Origin of the sequence: Azospirillum sp. B4 (assembly GCF_000333275.1) — a bacterium.
Lineage (GTDB): Bacteria > Pseudomonadota > Alphaproteobacteria > Azospirillales > Azospirillaceae > Nitrospirillum.
The window spans coordinates 1-16,896 of sequence record NZ_BACU01000153.1 but is presented as its reverse complement, the minus strand read 5'-3'; the positions used below and the strand labels follow the sequence as shown (position 1 = coordinate 16,896).

The following is a 16,896-nucleotide window of genomic DNA, read 5'->3' as shown; positions in this document are numbered from 1 at the left end:
GTGATGGCCAGGATGCCCGTGTCCTGGCTGGGCAGGAAGCCCTTGGGCATCCACATGTACAGCACGACGGTCAGCACCAGGGTGCCGATGGCCACCAGCAGGGTCAGGAACTGGAAGCGCATGACGACGTTCAGCGACCGCTCATACCCCTTCAGCATCCAGTTGAAGCCGGCCTCCGTCCACTCCAGCGGCGAATATTTGGCCCAGCGTGAGCGGCGGGCGTGGGCCGCCTGCTCGGCGGCATGGCTGCGCAGCAGGCGGCCGCACATCATGGGCGTGACGGTCAGCGACACCACGGCCGAGGCGACGACGGCGATGGTCAGGGTCAGCGAGAATTCGCGGAACAGGCGGCCGATGATGCCGCTCATGAACAGCAGGGGGATGAACACCGCCACCAGCGACACCGTCAGCGAGATGACGGTGAAGCCGATCTGCTTGGCGCCCTTGTAGGCGGCGGGCAGGGGGGCCTCCCCCGCCTCGATGTAGCGGATGACGTTCTCGATCATGACGATGGCGTCGTCGACGACGAAGCCGGTGCCGATGGTCAGCGCCATCAGCGACAGGTTGTCCAGGCTGAAGCCGCACAGGGCCATGACGCCGAAGGTGACGATCAGCGACAGGGGCAGGGCCACGGCCGGGATGATGGTGGCGCGGGCGGAGCGCAGGAAGGCCAGGATGACCAGCACCACCAGCACGGTGGTCAGCACCAGGGTTTCCTGCACGTCGCGGACGGAGGCGCGGATGGTCTCCGTCCGGTCGGCGACGATGGTCAGCTTGATACCGGCGGGAAGGGCCGCCTGCAGCTCATGCAGCTTGTTCTTCAGCCGGTCCGCCGTCTCCACGATGTTGGCGCCGGGCTGGCGCTGGATGTCCAGCAGCACGCCCTGCTTGCCGTTGTACCAGGCGCCCACGCGGGCGTTCTCCAGCCCACGGGTGACCACGCCCACGTCGCGCAGGTGGACGGGGGCGCCATTCTTGTAGGTGACGATGACGTCGGAATAGGCCTCCGCCTTCTCGATCTGGTCGTTGGCGGTGATGGTGTAGGCCTGGGCCGCACCGTCGAAGCTGCCCTTGGCCTGGTTGACGTTGGCCTTGCTCAGCGCGGTGCGGATGTCCTCCATGCTCAGGCTGTAGGCGGCCAGGCGTTCCGGCTGGATCTGGATGCGCACGGCGGGGCGCTGGTTGCCCTGCACCGTCACGCGGCCCACGCCCGACACCTGGCTCAGCTTCTGCGCCAGCAGGCTGTCGGCCGTGTCCGACAGGGTGGCGATGGGCAAGGTTTCCGAGGTCAGGGCCAAGGATAGGATGGGCGGGTCGGCCGGGTTGACCTTGGCGTAGGTGGGCGGGTAGGGCAGCGTCTTGGGCAGGGTGCTGCCGGCGGCGTTGATGGCCGCCTGCACGTCCTGCGCCGCGTCGTCGATGTTGTGGCCCAGCCCGAACTGCAGCGTGATGTTGGACACGCCGAAGCTGGAGATGGAGGTCATGGTGTCCAGCCCCGGGATCTGGCCCAGCTGGCGTTCCAGCGAGGCGGTGATCAGGGTGGCGGTGGTGTCGGCGCTGGCGCCGGGCAGCTGGGTGGTGACCTGGATGACCGGGAAATCGACTTCCGGCAGGGATGACACCGGCAGCGCGCGATACCCCAGGAAGCCCACCAGCACGATGCCGATCGCCAGCAGCGTGGTGGCGATCGGCCGGGCGATGAAGGGGGCGGAAACGTTCATCGCGGCGTGCCGCCTTGGCCGTTGCCCGGCTGCCCACCCTGTTGCTGGGCCGGTGGGGCGCCGGCGGGCTGGCCGTCAGAGGGTTGGCCGTCCGACGGTTGGCCGCCCTGGTTGCGGCGGCGGTGATGCTCGCCTTCCGGCCCGGCCTGGCCGCCGCCCCCGGGGGCGCCGTCAGTACCCTGGCCAGCGTGACCTTGGCCGCGGCGGTGTTCGCCCGCCTGGCCGGCGGGGGCACCGGTGGCGCCGGCCGCCGGGGCGGCGCCGGCGATGTTGATCTTGGACCCGTCCTGCAGCCGGTCCTGGCCGTTGACCACCACGCGCTCACCCACCTGCACGCCATCGGACAGCGCCGTCTTGTCGCCCTCGTTCAGGATGACGGTCACGGGGCGCGGGGCGACGGTGTTATCGTCCTTGACGATGTAGACGAAGGTGCCGTTGGGGCCGTGCTGGATGCTGGACGCCGGCACCACCGCCAGTTTGGGCTTCACCTCCAGCAGCAGGCGCATGTTGACGAAGCCGCCGGGCCACAGCCGGCTGTCCTTGTTGGGGAAGGTGGCCTTCAGCTTGATGGTGCCGGTGGTGGTGTCGACCTGGTTGTCCAGGGTGGTCAGCGTGCCCTTGTCCAGCTGGCGCCCATCGGAACTGACGGCCAGCACGCTCAGCGCATCGCCCTTGGCCAGATGGCTGTTGATCACCTCCAGCTGCTGCTGCGGCAGGGTGAAGGTGCCGGAAATGGGCTGCATCTGGGTGATGACCACCAGGCCCGTGCTGTCGCTGGAGCTGACGATGTTGCCCACGTCCACCAGGCGCAGGCCGGTGCGGCCATCGATGGGCGCCTTGGTCACCGTCCAGTCCAGGTTGGTGCGGGCGGTTTCCACCGCCGCCTGATCATACTTCAGCGTCGCCTCATACTGGGCGACGGTGGCCTTCTGGGTGTCGTAGGTCTGCTGCGTGCCGTACTTCTCGGCCGCCAGCGCGCGATACCGTTCCAGGTCCAGCTTGGCGTTGGCCAGCTGGGCCTGGTCCTGCGCCACCTTGGCCACCGCCTGGTCGTAGGCGGCCTGGTACAGGCGGGGGTCCACCACCGCCAGCACATCGCCGGCCTTCACGGTCTGTCCTTCCGTGAAGGCGACCTTGGTCAACTGGCCGCCGATGCGGGTCTTGACCGTGACGGTGTTCAGCGCCTGGACCGTGCCCAGGCCGTCCAGGTAGACCGGCATGTCGGCCAGCACCACGGGCGTCACCGCCACGGTGGGGATTGAGAAGCCGCCGCGACGCCCGCCGGGACCGCCCGGTCCGCCAGGGCCACCCGGGGGCGGACCGCCCATGGGCCCCGCCTGCTGTTGGCTGCTCGGCTTCTTGTGCATGACCCACCACGCGCCACCACCCAGCAGCACAACGACCAGGGCAGACACCCAAACACTGCGTCGCATCGAAATCCCAACCTTCCCGATGATCTCTAGAACCGGGGTTTATACGCCAGCCCGGCAAAGATCCTGTTGTCCGTCATTCGCCCGTCAGGTGGGGTCCGGCGTGACGGGAAAAAGGCCCGTACCCGACTGCCCTGCCTTATATTTCGCGCCTTCTCTTACCCCGAAAACCGCCAGGCGTCAGCACCACTTGCCAGGGGGCCACGTGGCGGTCCACCGAAGTTCCATCCTGGCTCCACATACGCTCCATATACGATGGGTCCATCTGGACGCCATCGTCTGGATCCACCCGCCTTCCTTGAAGGGCGGGCAGGTGATGGCGGCACGGGATGACGGCTTCATGTCATCGCGCTGGCTGATTCCCCGTCGCCGGCGCATATGGGTCCGGCGGGCTGATTCTGCATTGCGGCAAATCGCGCCCTGGTTTGGGGTTGACGTGGGTCCCCCACCCGGTTTATTGGCGGGCCGTCGGTTGCCGCCGGCCGTTCGGAATATGCGTTCCGTACGACCAGTGGCGCCGTCGATCCCACGAGAACAGCCACCCTGAGAATGAACCCTCGACCTAGTGAGAGCGGCGCGGACCCGTTTGGCCGGACCCATCCGGCGCGAATGGTCGCGACAGACCGCCAGCCGGGACAGGGGTGTGGGTGGGAGCGTCGGGCCCTCCGCTGAAGCCGGGGGCGTCGCCGCCCCCATCCCCGCCTTCGTCCCGCCGGGCACCGGCCGCGTGACGGAGGCAGCAATGGCCCTCAACAAGACCCGTTTTCCCGCCGGGACCGATCCCGTTTCCGCCGTCATGGCGGCGGCGGCCCGCGCCGCGCAGGCCCAGCGCGCGGCCTTTTCTGGCCATGGCCTCACCCTGGTGTGGCGGCAGGATGCCGCCGGCCGCCCCGTGATGGGCTGGATGCTGATGCGCCGGCCGGTGGCCGCCAACGACCTTGCCGCCAACGACGCGCCGTCGGAGGGCCGAACGCGGCACGCGTTCTAACCACGCCCCGGCCAACCACGCCCCGGCCAACCACGCCCCGGCTGGCGGGCATCTGGTTCCGCTGATCCTGGCCGAACCCGAAACCCCAGGCGACAAGGGGGATGGCCAATGACCATGCATGTCCTGCACGGCGGTCGCGACGGGCTGTCCAGCCCGTTGGCCCGCCTGGCGCCATCCCGCTGGGACGTGGTCGCCCTGCCGCTGGTCCTGGGCCTGCTGGCCCTGCTGGTCTTCGGCGGGCATGAGGTGGCCCAGCCGCTGTCGCAGCTGGAACGCACGCCCATCACGCTGGACCCCTGGACCCTGCCCTACTACGCGCTGCGGACCACGCTGCGCATGATGGCGGCGCTGGGGGCGTCCCTGCTGTTCACCCTGATCTACGCGCCGCTGGCGGTGAAAAGCCAGCGGGCGGGGCAGATCCTCATCCCCGCGCTGGACATCCTGCAGTCCGTGCCGGTGCTGACGTACCTGTCCTTCACGGTCACGTTCTTCCTGGGCCTGTTCCCCGGCCAGGTGGTGGGGGCGGAGCTGGCGTCCATCTTCGCCATCTTCACCAGCCAAGCCTGGAACATGACCTTCAGCTTCTACCAGTCGCTGCGGACGGTGCCGTCCGACCTGGAGGAGGTGTGCACCGGCTACCACCTGTCCACCTGGCAGCGCTTCTGGCGGCTGGAGGTGCCCTTCGCCGTGCCTGGCCTGGTCTGGAACATGATGATGAGCATGTCCGGCGGCTGGTTCTTCGTCGTCGCGGCCGAGGCGGTGACGGTGGGGTCGACCACCATCACCCTGCCGGGTGTGGGCGCCTATTTGGCACTGGCCATCGAGCAGCGCGACCTGGGTGCCATCGGCTGGGTCATCCTGACCATGCTGGGCGTCATCATCCTGTATGACCAGCTGCTGTTCCGGCCGCTGGTGGCCTGGGCCGACCGCTTCCGCGCCGACACGGTGCAGGCGGAGGAACGCCCGACCTCCTGGGTGCTGACCATGGTGGAACGCTCCACCCTGTTCCGCACCCTGGGCCGGCCCGCCGGCGGGGCGGCCCGCGCCACCTTGCGCTGGCGCCTGCCGGCGTTGCCCAAGCTGCCGACCCCGCGCTTCAGCCCCCGGGCCATCCGCATGGGTGATTTCGTGTGGCAGGGCGCCTTGGCGCTGATGGCGCTCTATGTGGCCGCGCACGGCATCCAGTTCATGGCCACCGGGGTCACCTGGGGCGATGTCGGCCATGTCGTCCTGCTGGGCCTGGCCACCATGGTGCGGGTGGTGGTGCTGATCGCGCTGGCGGCGGTGATCTGGGTGCCCATCGGGGTGATGGTGGGCATGCGGCCGCGCCTGGCCGCGGTTGTCCAGCCCCTGGCCCAGTTCCTGGCGGCCTTCCCCTCCAACCTGTTCTTCCCCGTGGCGGTGGCCGTCATCGTCCATTGGACCCTGAACCCGGACATCTGGCTGTCGCCGCTGATGATCCTGGGGACCCAGTGGTACATCCTGTTCAATGTGGTGGCGGGCGCCCAGGCCTATCCCGTGGACCTGCGCGACGTCATCGCCAACCTGCGCCTGCGCGGCTGGAAGAAATGGCGCGATGCCCTGCTGCCGGGTGTCTTCCCCCATCTGGTGACGGGCGCCATCACCGCCAGCGGCGGCGCCTGGAACGCCAGCATCGTGGCCGAGGCGGTGTCCTGGGGCGACACCCACCTCCAGGCCCGGGGCCTGGGCGCCTACATCGCCCAGATGACGACGGAGGCCGACTTCCCCCGCCTGGTGCTGGGCAACGTCGTCATGGTCTGCTTCGTCGTGTTGTTCAACCGCCTGGTCTGGCGTCCGCTCTACGGCTATGCCGAGCGCCGCCTGCGCGTGTCCTGAGGAACGGAGTCCGCCATCATGAACCCGACCCCGAAGTCCCTGCGCGCCGCGATCGGTTCCGCCCTGGGCGTGCACGCCCCGGCCGACCTCGCCACCGCTGGTATCACCCCGGCCGGTCCCCGGCCCACGGCCAGCAACGCCCCCATCCTGACGGTGCGGGGCGTCAGCAAGCGCTATGACGCCGACCCCGACAGCCCGCTGGTGCTGGACCACGTCGACATGACGGTGGACCGGCGCGAGATCGTGGCCCTGCTGGGCCGCTCCGGCTCCGGCAAGTCCACGCTGCTGCGCATCATCGCCGGCCTGCTCTCCGCCACCTCCGGCCAGGTGTCGGTGGCGGGCAAGCCGGTGTCCGGCCCCGCCAACGACGTGGCCATGGTCTTCCAGTCCTTCGCCCTGTTCCCCTGGCTGACGGTCCTGGAGAACGTGCAGGTGGGGCTGGAGGCGCGCGGCGTGCCGCCGGCGGAAATGCGCCGGCGCGCGCTGGCCGCCATCGACCTCATCGGCCTGGACGGGTTCGAGAACGCCTACCCGCGTGAGCTGTCGGGCGGCATGCGCCAGCGTGTGGGCTTCGCCCGCGCCCTGGTGCTGGACCCCGGCATCCTGCTGCTGGATGAGCCGTTTTCCGCCCTGGACGTGCTGACGGCGGAAACCGTCCGCACCGATTTCCTGGATCTGTGGGCGGACGGCCACCTGGCCATCGGCGCGGTGCTGCTGGTCACCCACAACATCGAGGAGGCGGTGCAGATGTGCGACCGCATCCTGGTGATGTCGTCCAACCCCGGCCGCGTGGCGGCGGAGATCGAGGTGACGCTGCCCCATCCGCGCGTCCGCACCGACCCGGCCTTCCGCCAGCTGGTGGACCACATCTACGGCCTGATGACCCGGCGGCGCAAGGCGGCGCCCGGCATCGCCGAGACGCTGGCCGCCGGCCTCAGCCTGCAGCTGCCGCATGTGTCGACCAACGTCTTGGCCGGCCTCATGGAACTGGTGGACGCCGCACCGCACAACGGCGTCGCCGACCTTCCGGTCATCGCGTCCGCCCTGCAGATGCCCACGGACGACCTGCTGAAGGTGGCGGAAACGCTGCAGATGCTGGGCTTTGCCGAGGTGGTGGAGGGCGACATCCGCCTGATGCCCCCGGCGCGGCAGTTCGCGCAAGCCGAGCTGGACGTGCGCAAGCGGCTGTTCGCCGACCATCTGCTGCAACGCATCCCCCTGGCGGGTCATATCCGCCGCGTGCTGCAGGAACGCCCCAACCATCGCGCCCCCCGGCCCCGCTTCGAGACGGAGCTGGAGGACCATATGTCCGAGACCGCGGCGGATGAGACGTTGAAGGCCATGATCAGCTGGGCGCGCTACGCCGAGGTCTTCGCCTACGATGGCGACACCGCCCAGTTCCACCTGGACGCGGAGGAAGAGGCCTGATCAGGCCTCTTCCCTCAGGCGCCGGGCGCGGCCATCCGGCCGCTTGGCTATCCTCGACTTTCGGTCCGCTACGCTCCCCGTAAGTCTCCGGCGGCCGCAGTCGCGGCCTACAGTGTCGTGAGCGATGACTCATGACACTGCTTGGCGCCGGTCATTTCCAGCTTGGCAGGACGGGCCGGCGGTGGTGCACTGCGCGGCCCGTTCCCTTTTCCGGAAAACGCCCATGGTCCGCCTGGCTGCCCCCCGCCTGATCGCCTTGTCCCTGGCCGGAATGGCCTGGTTCGGCGGCGGTGGCGCCGGCGCGGTGGGCTTGCCGTCCACGCCGGCCAGGCCGGTGACGGACAGCTTCTTCGGCCAGGCGGTGGCCGATCCCTACCGCTGGCTGGAGGATTGGTCGGATCCGGCGGTCAAGCGCTGGTCGGCCGACCAGAACGCCTATACCCGCGTTTATCTCGACGCCGTGCCCCAGCGTGCCGCCATCAAGGCCCGCTTGGAGTCGCTGATCACCGCCGCGCCCAGCCGGTACTCCGAAGTGCGCGCGGCCGGCGGCCGGCTGTTCGCCCGCCACACCGACCCGCGTCTGCAGCAGCCCCAGGTGGTCATGGTGGACGACGCCATGACCACGGCGCCGTCGCGCGACCTGTCCGTCCGCGTGGTCATCGACCCCAACAGGATCGATCCGCGCGGCCTGACGGCGGTGGATTGGTTCGTGCCCTCCCCCGATGGCCGGCTTGTGGCCGCCAGCCTGTCCGTGGGCGGCAGCGAGAACGGCAGCGTCCATGTCTTCGACACCGCCTCCGGGGCGGAGGTGGGGGACGTCATTCCCCGCGTGCAATATCCCACCGGCGGGGGTGACCTGGCCTGGGCGGCCGACGGCAAGGGCTTCTGGTACACCCGCTATCCGGGGGAGGAGCGGGCGGAGGCTGACCGCCACTTCTACATGCAGGTCTATTGGCACCCCCTGGGCGGTGATCCGCGCAACGACACCTACGTCCTGGGCCGCGACTTCCCGCGCATCGCGGAGGTGGAACTGGACAACCGGGGCGGCACCGCGCCCTTGGTCATCTCCGTCGCCAACGGCGATGGCGGGGAGTTCGAGCATTTCCTGCTGCCCCAGACCGCCGGGCCCACGGGCGTTCCCCAGCGCCTGACCCGCTTCACCGACCAGGTGGCGGCGGTGGCGCCGGGGCCGGACGGCGCCGTCTATCTCATCTCCCGCCTCAACGCGCCGGCGGGCCGCCTGTTGCGCCTGGCGCCGGGGCAGACGGACTTGGCCCGCGCCAAGGTGCTGGTGCCGGAGGGCAAGGCCGCCCTGCTGTCCGACCGGGGCTCCCATTCCCTGGCGGTGACGGAGAACCGCCTCTATCTCCGCCGTATTGAGGGCGGGCCCATCAGTGTCGTCATGGTGGCGCCGGCCACGGGCCAGCCCCTGGGGCCGCTGTCCCTGCCGCCGGTGTCGGCCAACCATGAGCTGGTGCCCCTGGGCGGCGGCCGTGTGCTGTACGACGTCACCACCTACCTGCGGGCGCCGGTCTACACCGTGTTCGACGAACGCCGCCAATCGATGGATGAGACCAAGCTGTCGGCCACCGGCGGCCTGGATTTCAGCGATGCGGAGGTGGTGCGCGACAGCGCGACGTCGGCCGATGGGACCAAGGTGCCCGTCACCATCATCATTCCCAAAAGCGCCCGCAAGGACGGCAAGGCGCCAACGCTGCTGACCGGCTATGGCGGCTTCGGCATCAGCCTGACGCCCGGCCAGCTGGCGGCGGAACAGCGCCTGTGGCTGGACGCCGGCGGCATCTACGCCATCGCCAACCTGCGCGGCGGGGCGGAGTTTGGCGAGGCGTGGCACGACGCCGGCCGCCTGACCGGAAAGCAGCACGTCTTCGACGATTTCGCCGCCGTGGCCCGGTTGCTGGTCCAGCGGGGCTACACCGACGCCGATCATCTGGGCCTGATCGGCGGCAGCAACGGCGGCCTGCTGATGGGCGCCACCCTGACCCAGCATCCGGACCTGGCCCGGGCCGTGGTGGGCAATGTCGGCATTTACGACATGGTGCGCACTGAACTGGACCCCAACGGCGCGTTCAACATCACCGAATACGGCACGGTGAGGGATCCTGCCCAGTTCCGGGCCATTTACGCCTATTCCCCCTATCATCACGTCACCAACGGCGCCCGCTATCCCGCCGTGCTGCTGGCGACGGGGGAGAACGACGGGCGGGTGAACCCGATGCATTCGCGCAAGATGGTGGCCCGGCTGCAGGCGGCCAACGCGGCGGGCCTGCCCATCCTGCTGCGCACCACCGCCAATGCCGGCCATGGCCACGGCAGTTCGCTGGCGGAACGCGTGGCCCTGTCGACCGACATCTATGGTTTCCTGTTCGATCAGCTGGCCATGACCCTGCCGCCGACGCTTGCCAAGTGATTGCCGATAAGGCTGTCGCCGCAGGGGCGGCTGGCCCATAGTGGGGGCCTGTTTTTCCTGCAAGGCCCTGCCTGGTCCATGACGCTTCCGCCCGCCGCTGCATCCCTGGATGATCCCTTCGGGGGGGGGCTGGATCCCGCCTGCCGGCTGGTCCAGGGCGATGAGGTCCATGACCGGGCAGCGCTGCTGGCCCAGGCGGACGCGCTGGCGGGCCGGCTGGGGCCGGCGGCCCGGGTGGCGGCGGTGGCCGCCAGCCCGCTGGCCGTGGCGGTGGCGCTGCTGGCCGCCCGGCGGCTGGATGCCGAGCTGTTCCTGCTGCGTGGCGCCGCAGCTCCCGCTGGCGTGCCCTCTGGCGTGGACGCCCTGGTTGGGGCCGACGGCGCCGTGACGCGCCTGCCCGACGCCGCGCCGCCGGCCGTGCCCGGTTTCGCGCTGGTGCTGGAAAGCTCAGGCACCACCGGGACGCCTAAACGCCTGCGCCATGATTTCCGGCGCCTGATGGCCCGTATCCAGGCGGGTCGGGGCCGGGGTGGCGTCTGGCTGTCCACCTTCGATCCCGGAGGCTATGCCGGCCTGCAGGTGCTGCTGACCGTGCTGCGCGGCGGGGGCACCCTGGTGGCGGGACCGGTGCTGGACGTGCCGGCGCTGGCCGACCTGGCCGTACGCCACGCCGTCACCCACATCAGCGCCACGCCCAGCTTCTGGCGCGCCTTCCTGCTGACGGGCGGCCGGCCGCCGTTGCGGGCCCTGACCTTGGGGGGGGAGGTGGCGGACCAGCCGCTGCTGGATCGGCTGGCGGAGGCCTTTCCCGGTGCCATCTTGCGCCATATCTACGCCAGTACCGAGGCGGGCGCCCTGTTCGCCGTGGTCGACGGCCGCGCCGGCTTCCCCGCCGCCTGGCTGGACACCGGGATCGAAGGAACGGATCTGGCCATCCGCGACGGCATCCTGCAGGTGCGGGGGCCCCGGCTGGCCCTGGCGCTGGCCGATGGCCGGGCCCTGGTGGGGGTCGATGGCTGGTACCCCACCGGCGACCGGGTGGAGGTCGTGGGAGACCGGGTGCTGTTCCGGGGCCGCGAGGACGGCATGGTCAATGTCGGTGGCGTCAAGGTCATGCCCGACGCGGTGGAGGCCCTGATGCTGGGTGTGCCGGGTGTCGCCGATGCCGCCGTGCGGGTCCGGACCAGCCCCATCACCGGCCATCTGTTGACGGCGCGGCTGGTGCCGGCTCCCGGATTTGATCAGGATGCCGTGCGGGCGGCGGTGGTGGCGGCCCTGGCCGACTTGCCCCCGGCCGCGCGACCCCGGCGGCTGGAATTTGTATCGGAACTGGAATTATCCCCGTCAGGCAAGAAGAAGCGGGTACAGGAATGACGGATCATATCATCGTCACCGGCGGCAGCCGGGGGCTGGGCCTGGCCCTGGCGGGGGCGCTGCTGGCGGACGGCTGGCGGGTGTCCACCTGCGCCCGCACCCCAACGGCGGAGGTGGAGGCCCTGGCGGCCCGGCACGGCGACCGCTTCCTGTTCCAGACGGCCCAGGTGGGGGACGCGGGCCAGGTGACGGCTTTCATCGATGCGGCGGTGGCATGGGCCGGCGGTGTCTATGGCCTGATCAACAACGCCGGCATCGCGCGGGAGGGCATCCTGGCCACCTTGCCGCAGGTGGAAATCGATGCCCTGATCCAGACCAACCTGAACGGCGCCATCCAGGCGGCGCGCGCCACCCTGCGCCACCTGCTGCGTCGGCCGGCGACGGCGGCACCGGCCGGCGGGCGCATCATCAACATCTCCTCCATCATCGGCCAGCGGGGCTACACCGGCCTCGCCGCCTATGCCGCCACCAAGGCGGGGCTGGACGGCCTGACCCGCGCGCTGGCGCGTGAGGTGGGGCGGCGCGGCATCACGGTGAACTCCGTGGCGCCGGGGTATCTGGAGACGGAGATGTCGTCCACCCTGGGGGCTGGGCAGCGCGACCAGATCATCCGGCGCACGCCCCTGGGCCGCCTGGGCACGGCGGACGACGTGGTGCCGGTGGTGCGCTTCCTGCTGGGGCCGGGGGCCGCCTATATCACCGGCCAGACCCTGGTGGTCGACGGCGGCATCAGTTGCTGAGAAGGGGGGCGGGATGGCGTTGGCCCGGTTGAACGGCGTGGCGGTGCGGGGCATCGTCTCGGCACTGCCGGCCCGGGTGGAGGACACGGCCACCCTGGCCGCCCGCTTTGGCGAGGATGCGGCACGCCGCCTGACGACCGCCACCGGCATCCATGCCCGTCACCTGGCGGCCGCGGACCAGTGCACCTCTGATCTGGCGGTGCCGGCGGCCCAGGCCCTGCTGGCGGGCCTGGGCTGGTCGCCGGACGACATCGACCTGCTGGTGTTCGTCAGTCAGACCCATGACCAGGTGCTGCCCGCCACCGCTTGCCTGGTGCAGCGGCGACTCGGGCTGCCCAAGACGGCGGCGGCCTTCGACCTGTCGCTGGGCTGCTCCGGCTATGTCTACGGCCTGTGGGCGGCGGGCGCGGCCCTGGCATCACTGCTGCCCCGGGCCGATGGCCGGGCGGCGCGGGCGCTGCTGCTGGCGGGCGACACCACCAGCCGCATCCTGGACCCGGATGACCGGGCGGTGGCGCCGCTGTTCGGCGACGCCGCCGCCGCCACGGCCCTGGAGATCGACGCGGCCGCGCCACCCATCACCGTGGATCTGGGCACGGATGGCGCCGGTGCCCCCTACCTCATGGCGGCGGGTGGGGCCATGCGGGCGCCGGGCCAGCCCCCACGCCTGTTCATGGACGGGACCCAGGTCTTCGCCTTCACCTTGCGTGAAGTGCCGGCGGCCATCACCGCCACCCTGGCCGCGGCCGGCTGGGCGGTGGCCGATGTCGACCGCATCATCCTGCACCAGGCCAACGAGATGATGATCCGCCGGCTGGGCCAGAAGATCGGCGCCACGGACGACCAGCTGGTGCTGGCGCTCGCCCGCCACGGCAACACCAGCTCAGCCTCCGTGCCGCTGGCGCTGACCGACGCGGTGGCGGCCGACCTCAGGGCGGGGCCGCTGCGGGTCGTGCTGTCCGGATTCGGTGTCGGCTGGTCATGGGCCACGGCCGCCGCCACGCTGGGGCCTTTGGCGGTCTGCGAAACGCTGGTGTTGCCGGCTTAGGCCGGCGCCCTCAGTCTTCGACGACGGGGGCGGGGATCTTGCGGCGGCGGCGCACCACCTCCACCGGGGGCTTTGGCGGCGGCGCGCCTTCGGCGGATTCCTTGATGTCGAACAGCTTACGGCACAGCTTCAGCGCGCGATAATTGTTGCCCTCGCGCACCAGGGACTGCACCTCGTCGAACAGGGCGGCCTTGTCCGGATGTTGGGCGCGCGCCTCCTCCAGGATGGAGCCGAAATGCTCCATGTTCGTGGCTGCGTCCTCGGGGAAGATGTAGATCAGCTGGATGACGAAATAGAGCCGCTTCTCGATGGTGTCGCAGTTCTCTTCCTTGAGGATTTCCCGGCCGCGCAGGAAATTCACCTTGTTGTAGAAGAACAGCGAAACGGGATGATCGCCGATGCCGATGACGGCACCGTTGACGATCAACTTCTCACCCGGGCGTAGCACCAGTTTCAGCGGCACGGGGGGCATTCCTTCCTTGGAGAGGCTTTTCCCAAGCCCGGCGCGAACCTGGCCGGGCAGACCTTAAACGGATGAGACCGCCAAGACTGGCGGTCGTATGCGCGTCCTTAGGAATTACGGCAGCCGACCCCATCCGGTCACCAAAAAACCGTCCCCATCATCGCCGGACACCAAAAAAGGCCGGCGCCAAAAAAAAGAAGGTGGCGGACGTTTCCGCCCGCCACCTTCCGTACTTCCACGCTGTCGCTGATCTATTAGAACAGCTTGAGGATGGACTGCTGAGCCTGGTTGGCCAAGGACAGGGTGGTGACACCCAGGGACTGCTTGGTCTGCAGGGCCAGCAACTGGGCGCCGGCTTCGTTCTGGTCGACCTGCGTCAGCTGGTCGGCGCCATCCTGCAACACATTGTTGAACGCGTCGGTGAAGTCCGAACGGGTCTGAATGATGTTCAGGTTGGTGCTGAGCGTCTGAGAGGCGGCGCGCAGAACGTTGGTCGCGTTGGTCAGCTGAGCCTGCGCCTTGTCAATGTCCGAACGATCCAGGAAATCGTTCTGGGCATAGTCGATGGCGAGGCCCTGGCCGGAGGTGGTGACGTTGGTCGCCGCCACGGTCAGGCCGCTGGTGTTGTTCTCGTTGAACTGGACGCTGAGGTCGTTCTGCGTCCCGGCCGCGGTGGTCTGCGCGGTCGAGATGTTGGCGGCGCCACTGGCGCTGGCGGCCAGCAGGACGTTCTTGGCGTCAACGTTCAGGCGAACGGTACCGGTGCTGAAGGAGAAGGCGTTCTCCCCATCGGACAGCTTGGAGTCGCCGCGCTCGTTGGCGCCGGAGCGGGTCACGGAGACGCCGTTCAGGTCCGTGGCGGTCACGGAGATGTCCACATTCTTTTCGATGGTCGACGTGCCGTTGCCGGCGGTGCCCAGCGCTTCCAGCGACTTGCGGTCGATGGTGAAGGACACGACCGAACCCGACGAGAAGGACAGCGAGATGTCCTTGGTCAGGGCGTTGGACGCCGAGGTGCCCAGGGTGAACGAGGCGGCGGTGCCACCCGTCGTCGGGGCCGTGATCGTGAAGCTGTTGCTGGTGCCGACGGTGCCGATGGTGAAGCCCGAGGAACCCAGGCCGGTGTTGACCACGTTCCGCAGGGCGGCGGCGATGTTCTTCTCACGGGTTGTCGTGTCGGTTGAGGACACGTCGCCGGCCGAGGCGGTGTAGCTGAAGGTGCGGCCGTTCACCGTGGCGGTGAAGGTGTCGCCCTCATCGACATTGCCGGTGATGGTCAGCTGGGACTTCTGCGGCACGGTGGAATTGCCGGCCTGCGTCAGCTGGTTGGTCACGGACTGGGTGTTGTCGAAGAAGTTGATCGTCCGCGACTCGTCGCCTTCCGTCACCACCACGCTGCGCTGCTGGCCAATCGCGCCGCGGATTTGGATGGAGATGTCGGAGAAGTTGCCCGTGCTGCTGCTCAGCGTGCCCGAAACCTTCAGGCCGAAGATGCCGCGGGCGGTTTGGGCGTCGGCGATGTCGCCGGCGGCGCCGGAGACGGCACCGGTGCCGGAGACGCGCACCGAGTAGGTGTCTGCCGAGACGATGTTGGTGACGCGGGCGTTGGAGATCGCCGTGATCGAGTTCGCCGTGGCGACCGAGGTCGACGTCGCGGCATAAGACTGGCCGTTACCGGCGATCAGGTTCTTGCCCGAATAGCCGCTGTCGGTAGCCAGCTTGTCGATCTGGTCCTTGATCGCGTTGAACTGGGTGGCCAGGGACTTGCGGGTCGCGATCGAGCTCGCGTCAGTGCCCAGGTTGGCGTAGGCGGTCGTCAGCAGACCCTGCGCCTGAGTGGTGAGCGACTGAATGGAGGTGATGCCCTGGTTGCCCGCCTTGATGGTGCTGACGGCCTGCGTCATGCTATCCTTCAGGGTGGACAAATCGGTCGCGCGCTGATTCAGGCTCTGCGCGGCGAAATACGCGGTCGGACCGTCAAGGGCAGTATTGACCTTGTTACCGGTCGCCAACTGGTTTTCCAGCTTGCTGGTCGAGGTGTTGGTCTGCTGCAGCAGCAGCAGGTTGGTCCGCATGCTGGAAGAAAGCTGAACGGCGTCAGACATGAGAGTCTCCTTTGGAGGGTATAAGCCGCCCGAATTTTTCGGACACGATAGAGATGACTGGTTTCAACGGTGGAGTCAAGGCGCGATTGATAAAATTTTAGATATCCTGGTCGGACTCAAAAGCCATCATCGCACCAGCCTCCGTCGCCAAGCTTGAATACTACTCCAGAGATTGAAAATTCCTTAAGAAGAAAACTGGCCCGATTGCCCGGTGTTCCAGTCTGCCCATCGGGCCAGGTCGACGGCGACGCGTCGCATGACCGGGGCCCAGTCGCCCCGCTCGGCTTGGCGATACAATCGTGCGTGGGGATACCAGGCGCTGTCGATGCCGCCCAGGCCCCAGCGCCAATCCGGCGCCTGCGGCAGCACCACCCAGGTGGGCCGGCCCAGGGCGCCGGCCAGGTGCACGGGTGCCGTGCAGGAGCTGATCAGCAGATCCATGGCATCCAGGATGGCGGCCGTATCGGCGAAATCGGTGATGTCGGGGGCCAGGTCGGTGAAGGCCGTGGGCAGGTCTACGCTGGTCCCGGCGCCCGGGGCTAGATCCCGGCGCCCGTCCCCCATCTGGATGCTGAAGAAATGCACCCCCGGCACCCGCAGCACGGGGATGAAGGCGGGCAGGCGGGGGGAGCGCCAGCGATCACCGGTGAAATTGGGATTGCCAGCCCACACCAGCGCCACCTTGCGCGCGCCGGCGGCGATGCCATCCAGCCGCGCCCGCCACCGCGCGCGCCGGCCCTGATCGGCGGAGAGATAGGGAACCTGGGCGGGAATGGGCTCGATGCCCGCCTGGAACAGGCCGGGCAGGCTCATCATCGGACAGTGCAGGTCGAAGGGGGGCAGGGATTGGTCGGTGGGCGCCAGATCCAACTGGCCCGGCTGCACCAGGCTTTGAAACAGGCTGATCAGTTCCGGCGGCGTCTCCACCAGCACGCGCCCGCCCCGGGCCGCCACCAAGGGCAGATAGCGCGCGGCCATCAGCATGTCGCCCAGCCCTTGTTCCATATGGATCAGCAGGGTGCGCCCGGGGAAGGGGCCGCCATTCCAGGCCGGGCGATCGAAGGTCCGCAGCGGATTGGTGCGGCTCTGCCGCCGCCACTCATAGAGCGGCCAACCTTTGGCGAAGCGGCCCAGCAGCAGTGACACCAGGGCTAGGTTCCAGTTGGCCTCCACGCTGTCGGGCTTGATCNGCAGCGCCCTTTTCCGCGCCCTCGCCGNCTCTTCGAANGGGGGCAGGTCGTACAGGGCGGCGCCCAACGCCGTCCAGGCGCGTTGGAAGGTGGGATCCAGGGCCAGTGCCCGGTGATAGGC

At 69.1% G+C, this 16,896-nt stretch carries 11 protein-coding genes; 7 read left to right on the top strand and 4 right to left on the bottom strand.

Annotated elements, in window-relative coordinates; genetic code table 11:
- Positions 1-1,721, bottom strand: a 1,721-nt coding sequence (locus tag I55_RS07120) for an efflux RND transporter permease subunit (RefSeq protein ID WP_044559812.1), incomplete at its 3' end; no start/stop codon positions are given.
- Positions 1,718-3,154, bottom strand: a complete 1,437-nt coding sequence (locus I55_RS07115; protein WP_044559811.1) for an efflux RND transporter periplasmic adaptor subunit — start codon at positions 3,152-3,154, stop codon at positions 1,718-1,720. The genes I55_RS07120 and I55_RS07115, both read right to left, overlap by 4 nt.
- A gap of 640 nt (positions 3,155-3,794) precedes the next feature.
- Here I55_RS07115 and I55_RS07110 point away from each other — a divergent pair.
- The 7 genes from I55_RS07110 to I55_RS07080 all read left to right on the top strand — a co-directional run bounded on the left by I55_RS07110 (position 3,795) and on the right by I55_RS07080 (position 13,017).
- Complete coding sequence (locus I55_RS07110) at positions 3,795-4,139, top strand: hypothetical protein (protein WP_148293609.1); 345 nt, start codon at positions 3,795-3,797, stop codon at positions 4,137-4,139.
- Positions 4,140-4,253: 114 nt separating this feature from the next.
- Complete coding sequence (locus tag I55_RS07105) at positions 4,254-5,996, top strand: ABC transporter permease subunit (protein ID WP_085939960.1); 1,743 nt, start codon at positions 4,254-4,256, stop codon at positions 5,994-5,996.
- 18 nt (positions 5,997-6,014) lie between these two features.
- On the top strand, positions 6,015-7,424 hold the full coding sequence (locus I55_RS07100) for a nitrate/sulfonate/bicarbonate ABC transporter ATP-binding protein (RefSeq protein ID WP_252181058.1): 1,410 nt from the start codon (positions 6,015-6,017) through the stop codon (positions 7,422-7,424).
- A 223-nt stretch (positions 7,425-7,647) separates the two neighbouring features.
- On the top strand, positions 7,648-9,855 hold the full coding sequence (locus I55_RS07095; RefSeq protein WP_252181057.1) for a prolyl oligopeptidase family protein: 2,208 nt from the start codon (positions 7,648-7,650) through the stop codon (positions 9,853-9,855).
- 78 nt (positions 9,856-9,933) lie between these two features.
- Positions 9,934-11,229, top strand: coding sequence for a fatty acid--CoA ligase family protein (locus I55_RS07090; protein WP_049973902.1), 1,296 nt, complete (start codon positions 9,934-9,936; stop codon positions 11,227-11,229).
- Positions 11,226-11,969, top strand: a complete 744-nt coding sequence (locus I55_RS07085; protein ID WP_044559808.1) for an SDR family NAD(P)-dependent oxidoreductase — start codon at positions 11,226-11,228, stop codon at positions 11,967-11,969. The genes I55_RS07090 and I55_RS07085 overlap by 4 nt, the downstream gene beginning before the upstream one ends.
- Before the next feature lie 13 nt (positions 11,970-11,982).
- Positions 11,983-13,017, top strand: a complete 1,035-nt coding sequence (locus I55_RS07080; RefSeq protein ID WP_044559807.1) for a 3-oxoacyl-ACP synthase III family protein — start codon at positions 11,983-11,985, stop codon at positions 13,015-13,017.
- A 10-nt stretch (positions 13,018-13,027) separates the two neighbouring features.
- Here I55_RS07080 and I55_RS07075 read toward each other — a convergent pair whose 3' ends face one another.
- Both I55_RS07075 and I55_RS07070 read right to left on the bottom strand, forming a co-directional pair.
- On the bottom strand, positions 13,028-13,489 hold the full coding sequence (locus tag I55_RS07075) for a flagellar biosynthesis repressor FlbT (protein WP_252181056.1): 462 nt from the start codon (positions 13,487-13,489) through the stop codon (positions 13,028-13,030).
- A 245-nt stretch (positions 13,490-13,734) separates the two neighbouring features.
- Positions 13,735-15,585: a flagellin gene (locus I55_RS07070; RefSeq protein ID WP_044559806.1), complete on the bottom strand. Its 1,851-nt coding sequence runs from the start codon at positions 15,583-15,585 to the stop codon at positions 13,735-13,737.
- Positions 15,586-16,896 lie beyond the last annotated feature (1,311 nt).

Excerpts from the sequence above, each read along its gene's own strand:
- I55_RS07115 (WP_044559811.1), bottom strand. The coding sequence starts at position 3,154 with ATGCGACGCAGTGTTTGGGTGTCTGCCCTGGTCGTTGTGCTGCTGGGT.
- I55_RS07105 (WP_085939960.1), top strand. The coding sequence starts at position 4,254 with ATGCATGTCCTGCACGGCGGTCGCGACGGGCTGTCCAGCCCGTTGGCC.
- I55_RS07100 (WP_252181058.1), top strand. The coding sequence starts at position 6,015 with ATGAACCCGACCCCGAAGTCCCTGCGCGCCGCGATCGGTTCCGCCCTG.
- I55_RS07095 (WP_252181057.1), top strand. The coding sequence starts at position 7,648 with ATGGTCCGCCTGGCTGCCCCCCGCCTGATCGCCTTGTCCCTGGCCGGA.
- I55_RS07090 (WP_049973902.1), top strand. The coding sequence starts at position 9,934 with ATGACGCTTCCGCCCGCCGCTGCATCCCTGGATGATCCCTTCGGGGGG.
- I55_RS07085 (WP_044559808.1), top strand. The coding sequence starts at position 11,226 with ATGACGGATCATATCATCGTCACCGGCGGCAGCCGGGGGCTGGGCCTG.
- I55_RS07080 (WP_044559807.1), top strand. The coding sequence starts at position 11,983 with ATGGCGTTGGCCCGGTTGAACGGCGTGGCGGTGCGGGGCATCGTCTCG.
- I55_RS07075 (WP_252181056.1), bottom strand. The coding sequence starts at position 13,489 with ATGCCCCCCGTGCCGCTGAAACTGGTGCTACGCCCGGGTGAGAAGTTG.
- I55_RS07070 (WP_044559806.1), bottom strand. The coding sequence starts at position 15,585 with ATGTCTGACGCCGTTCAGCTTTCTTCCAGCATGCGGACCAACCTGCTG.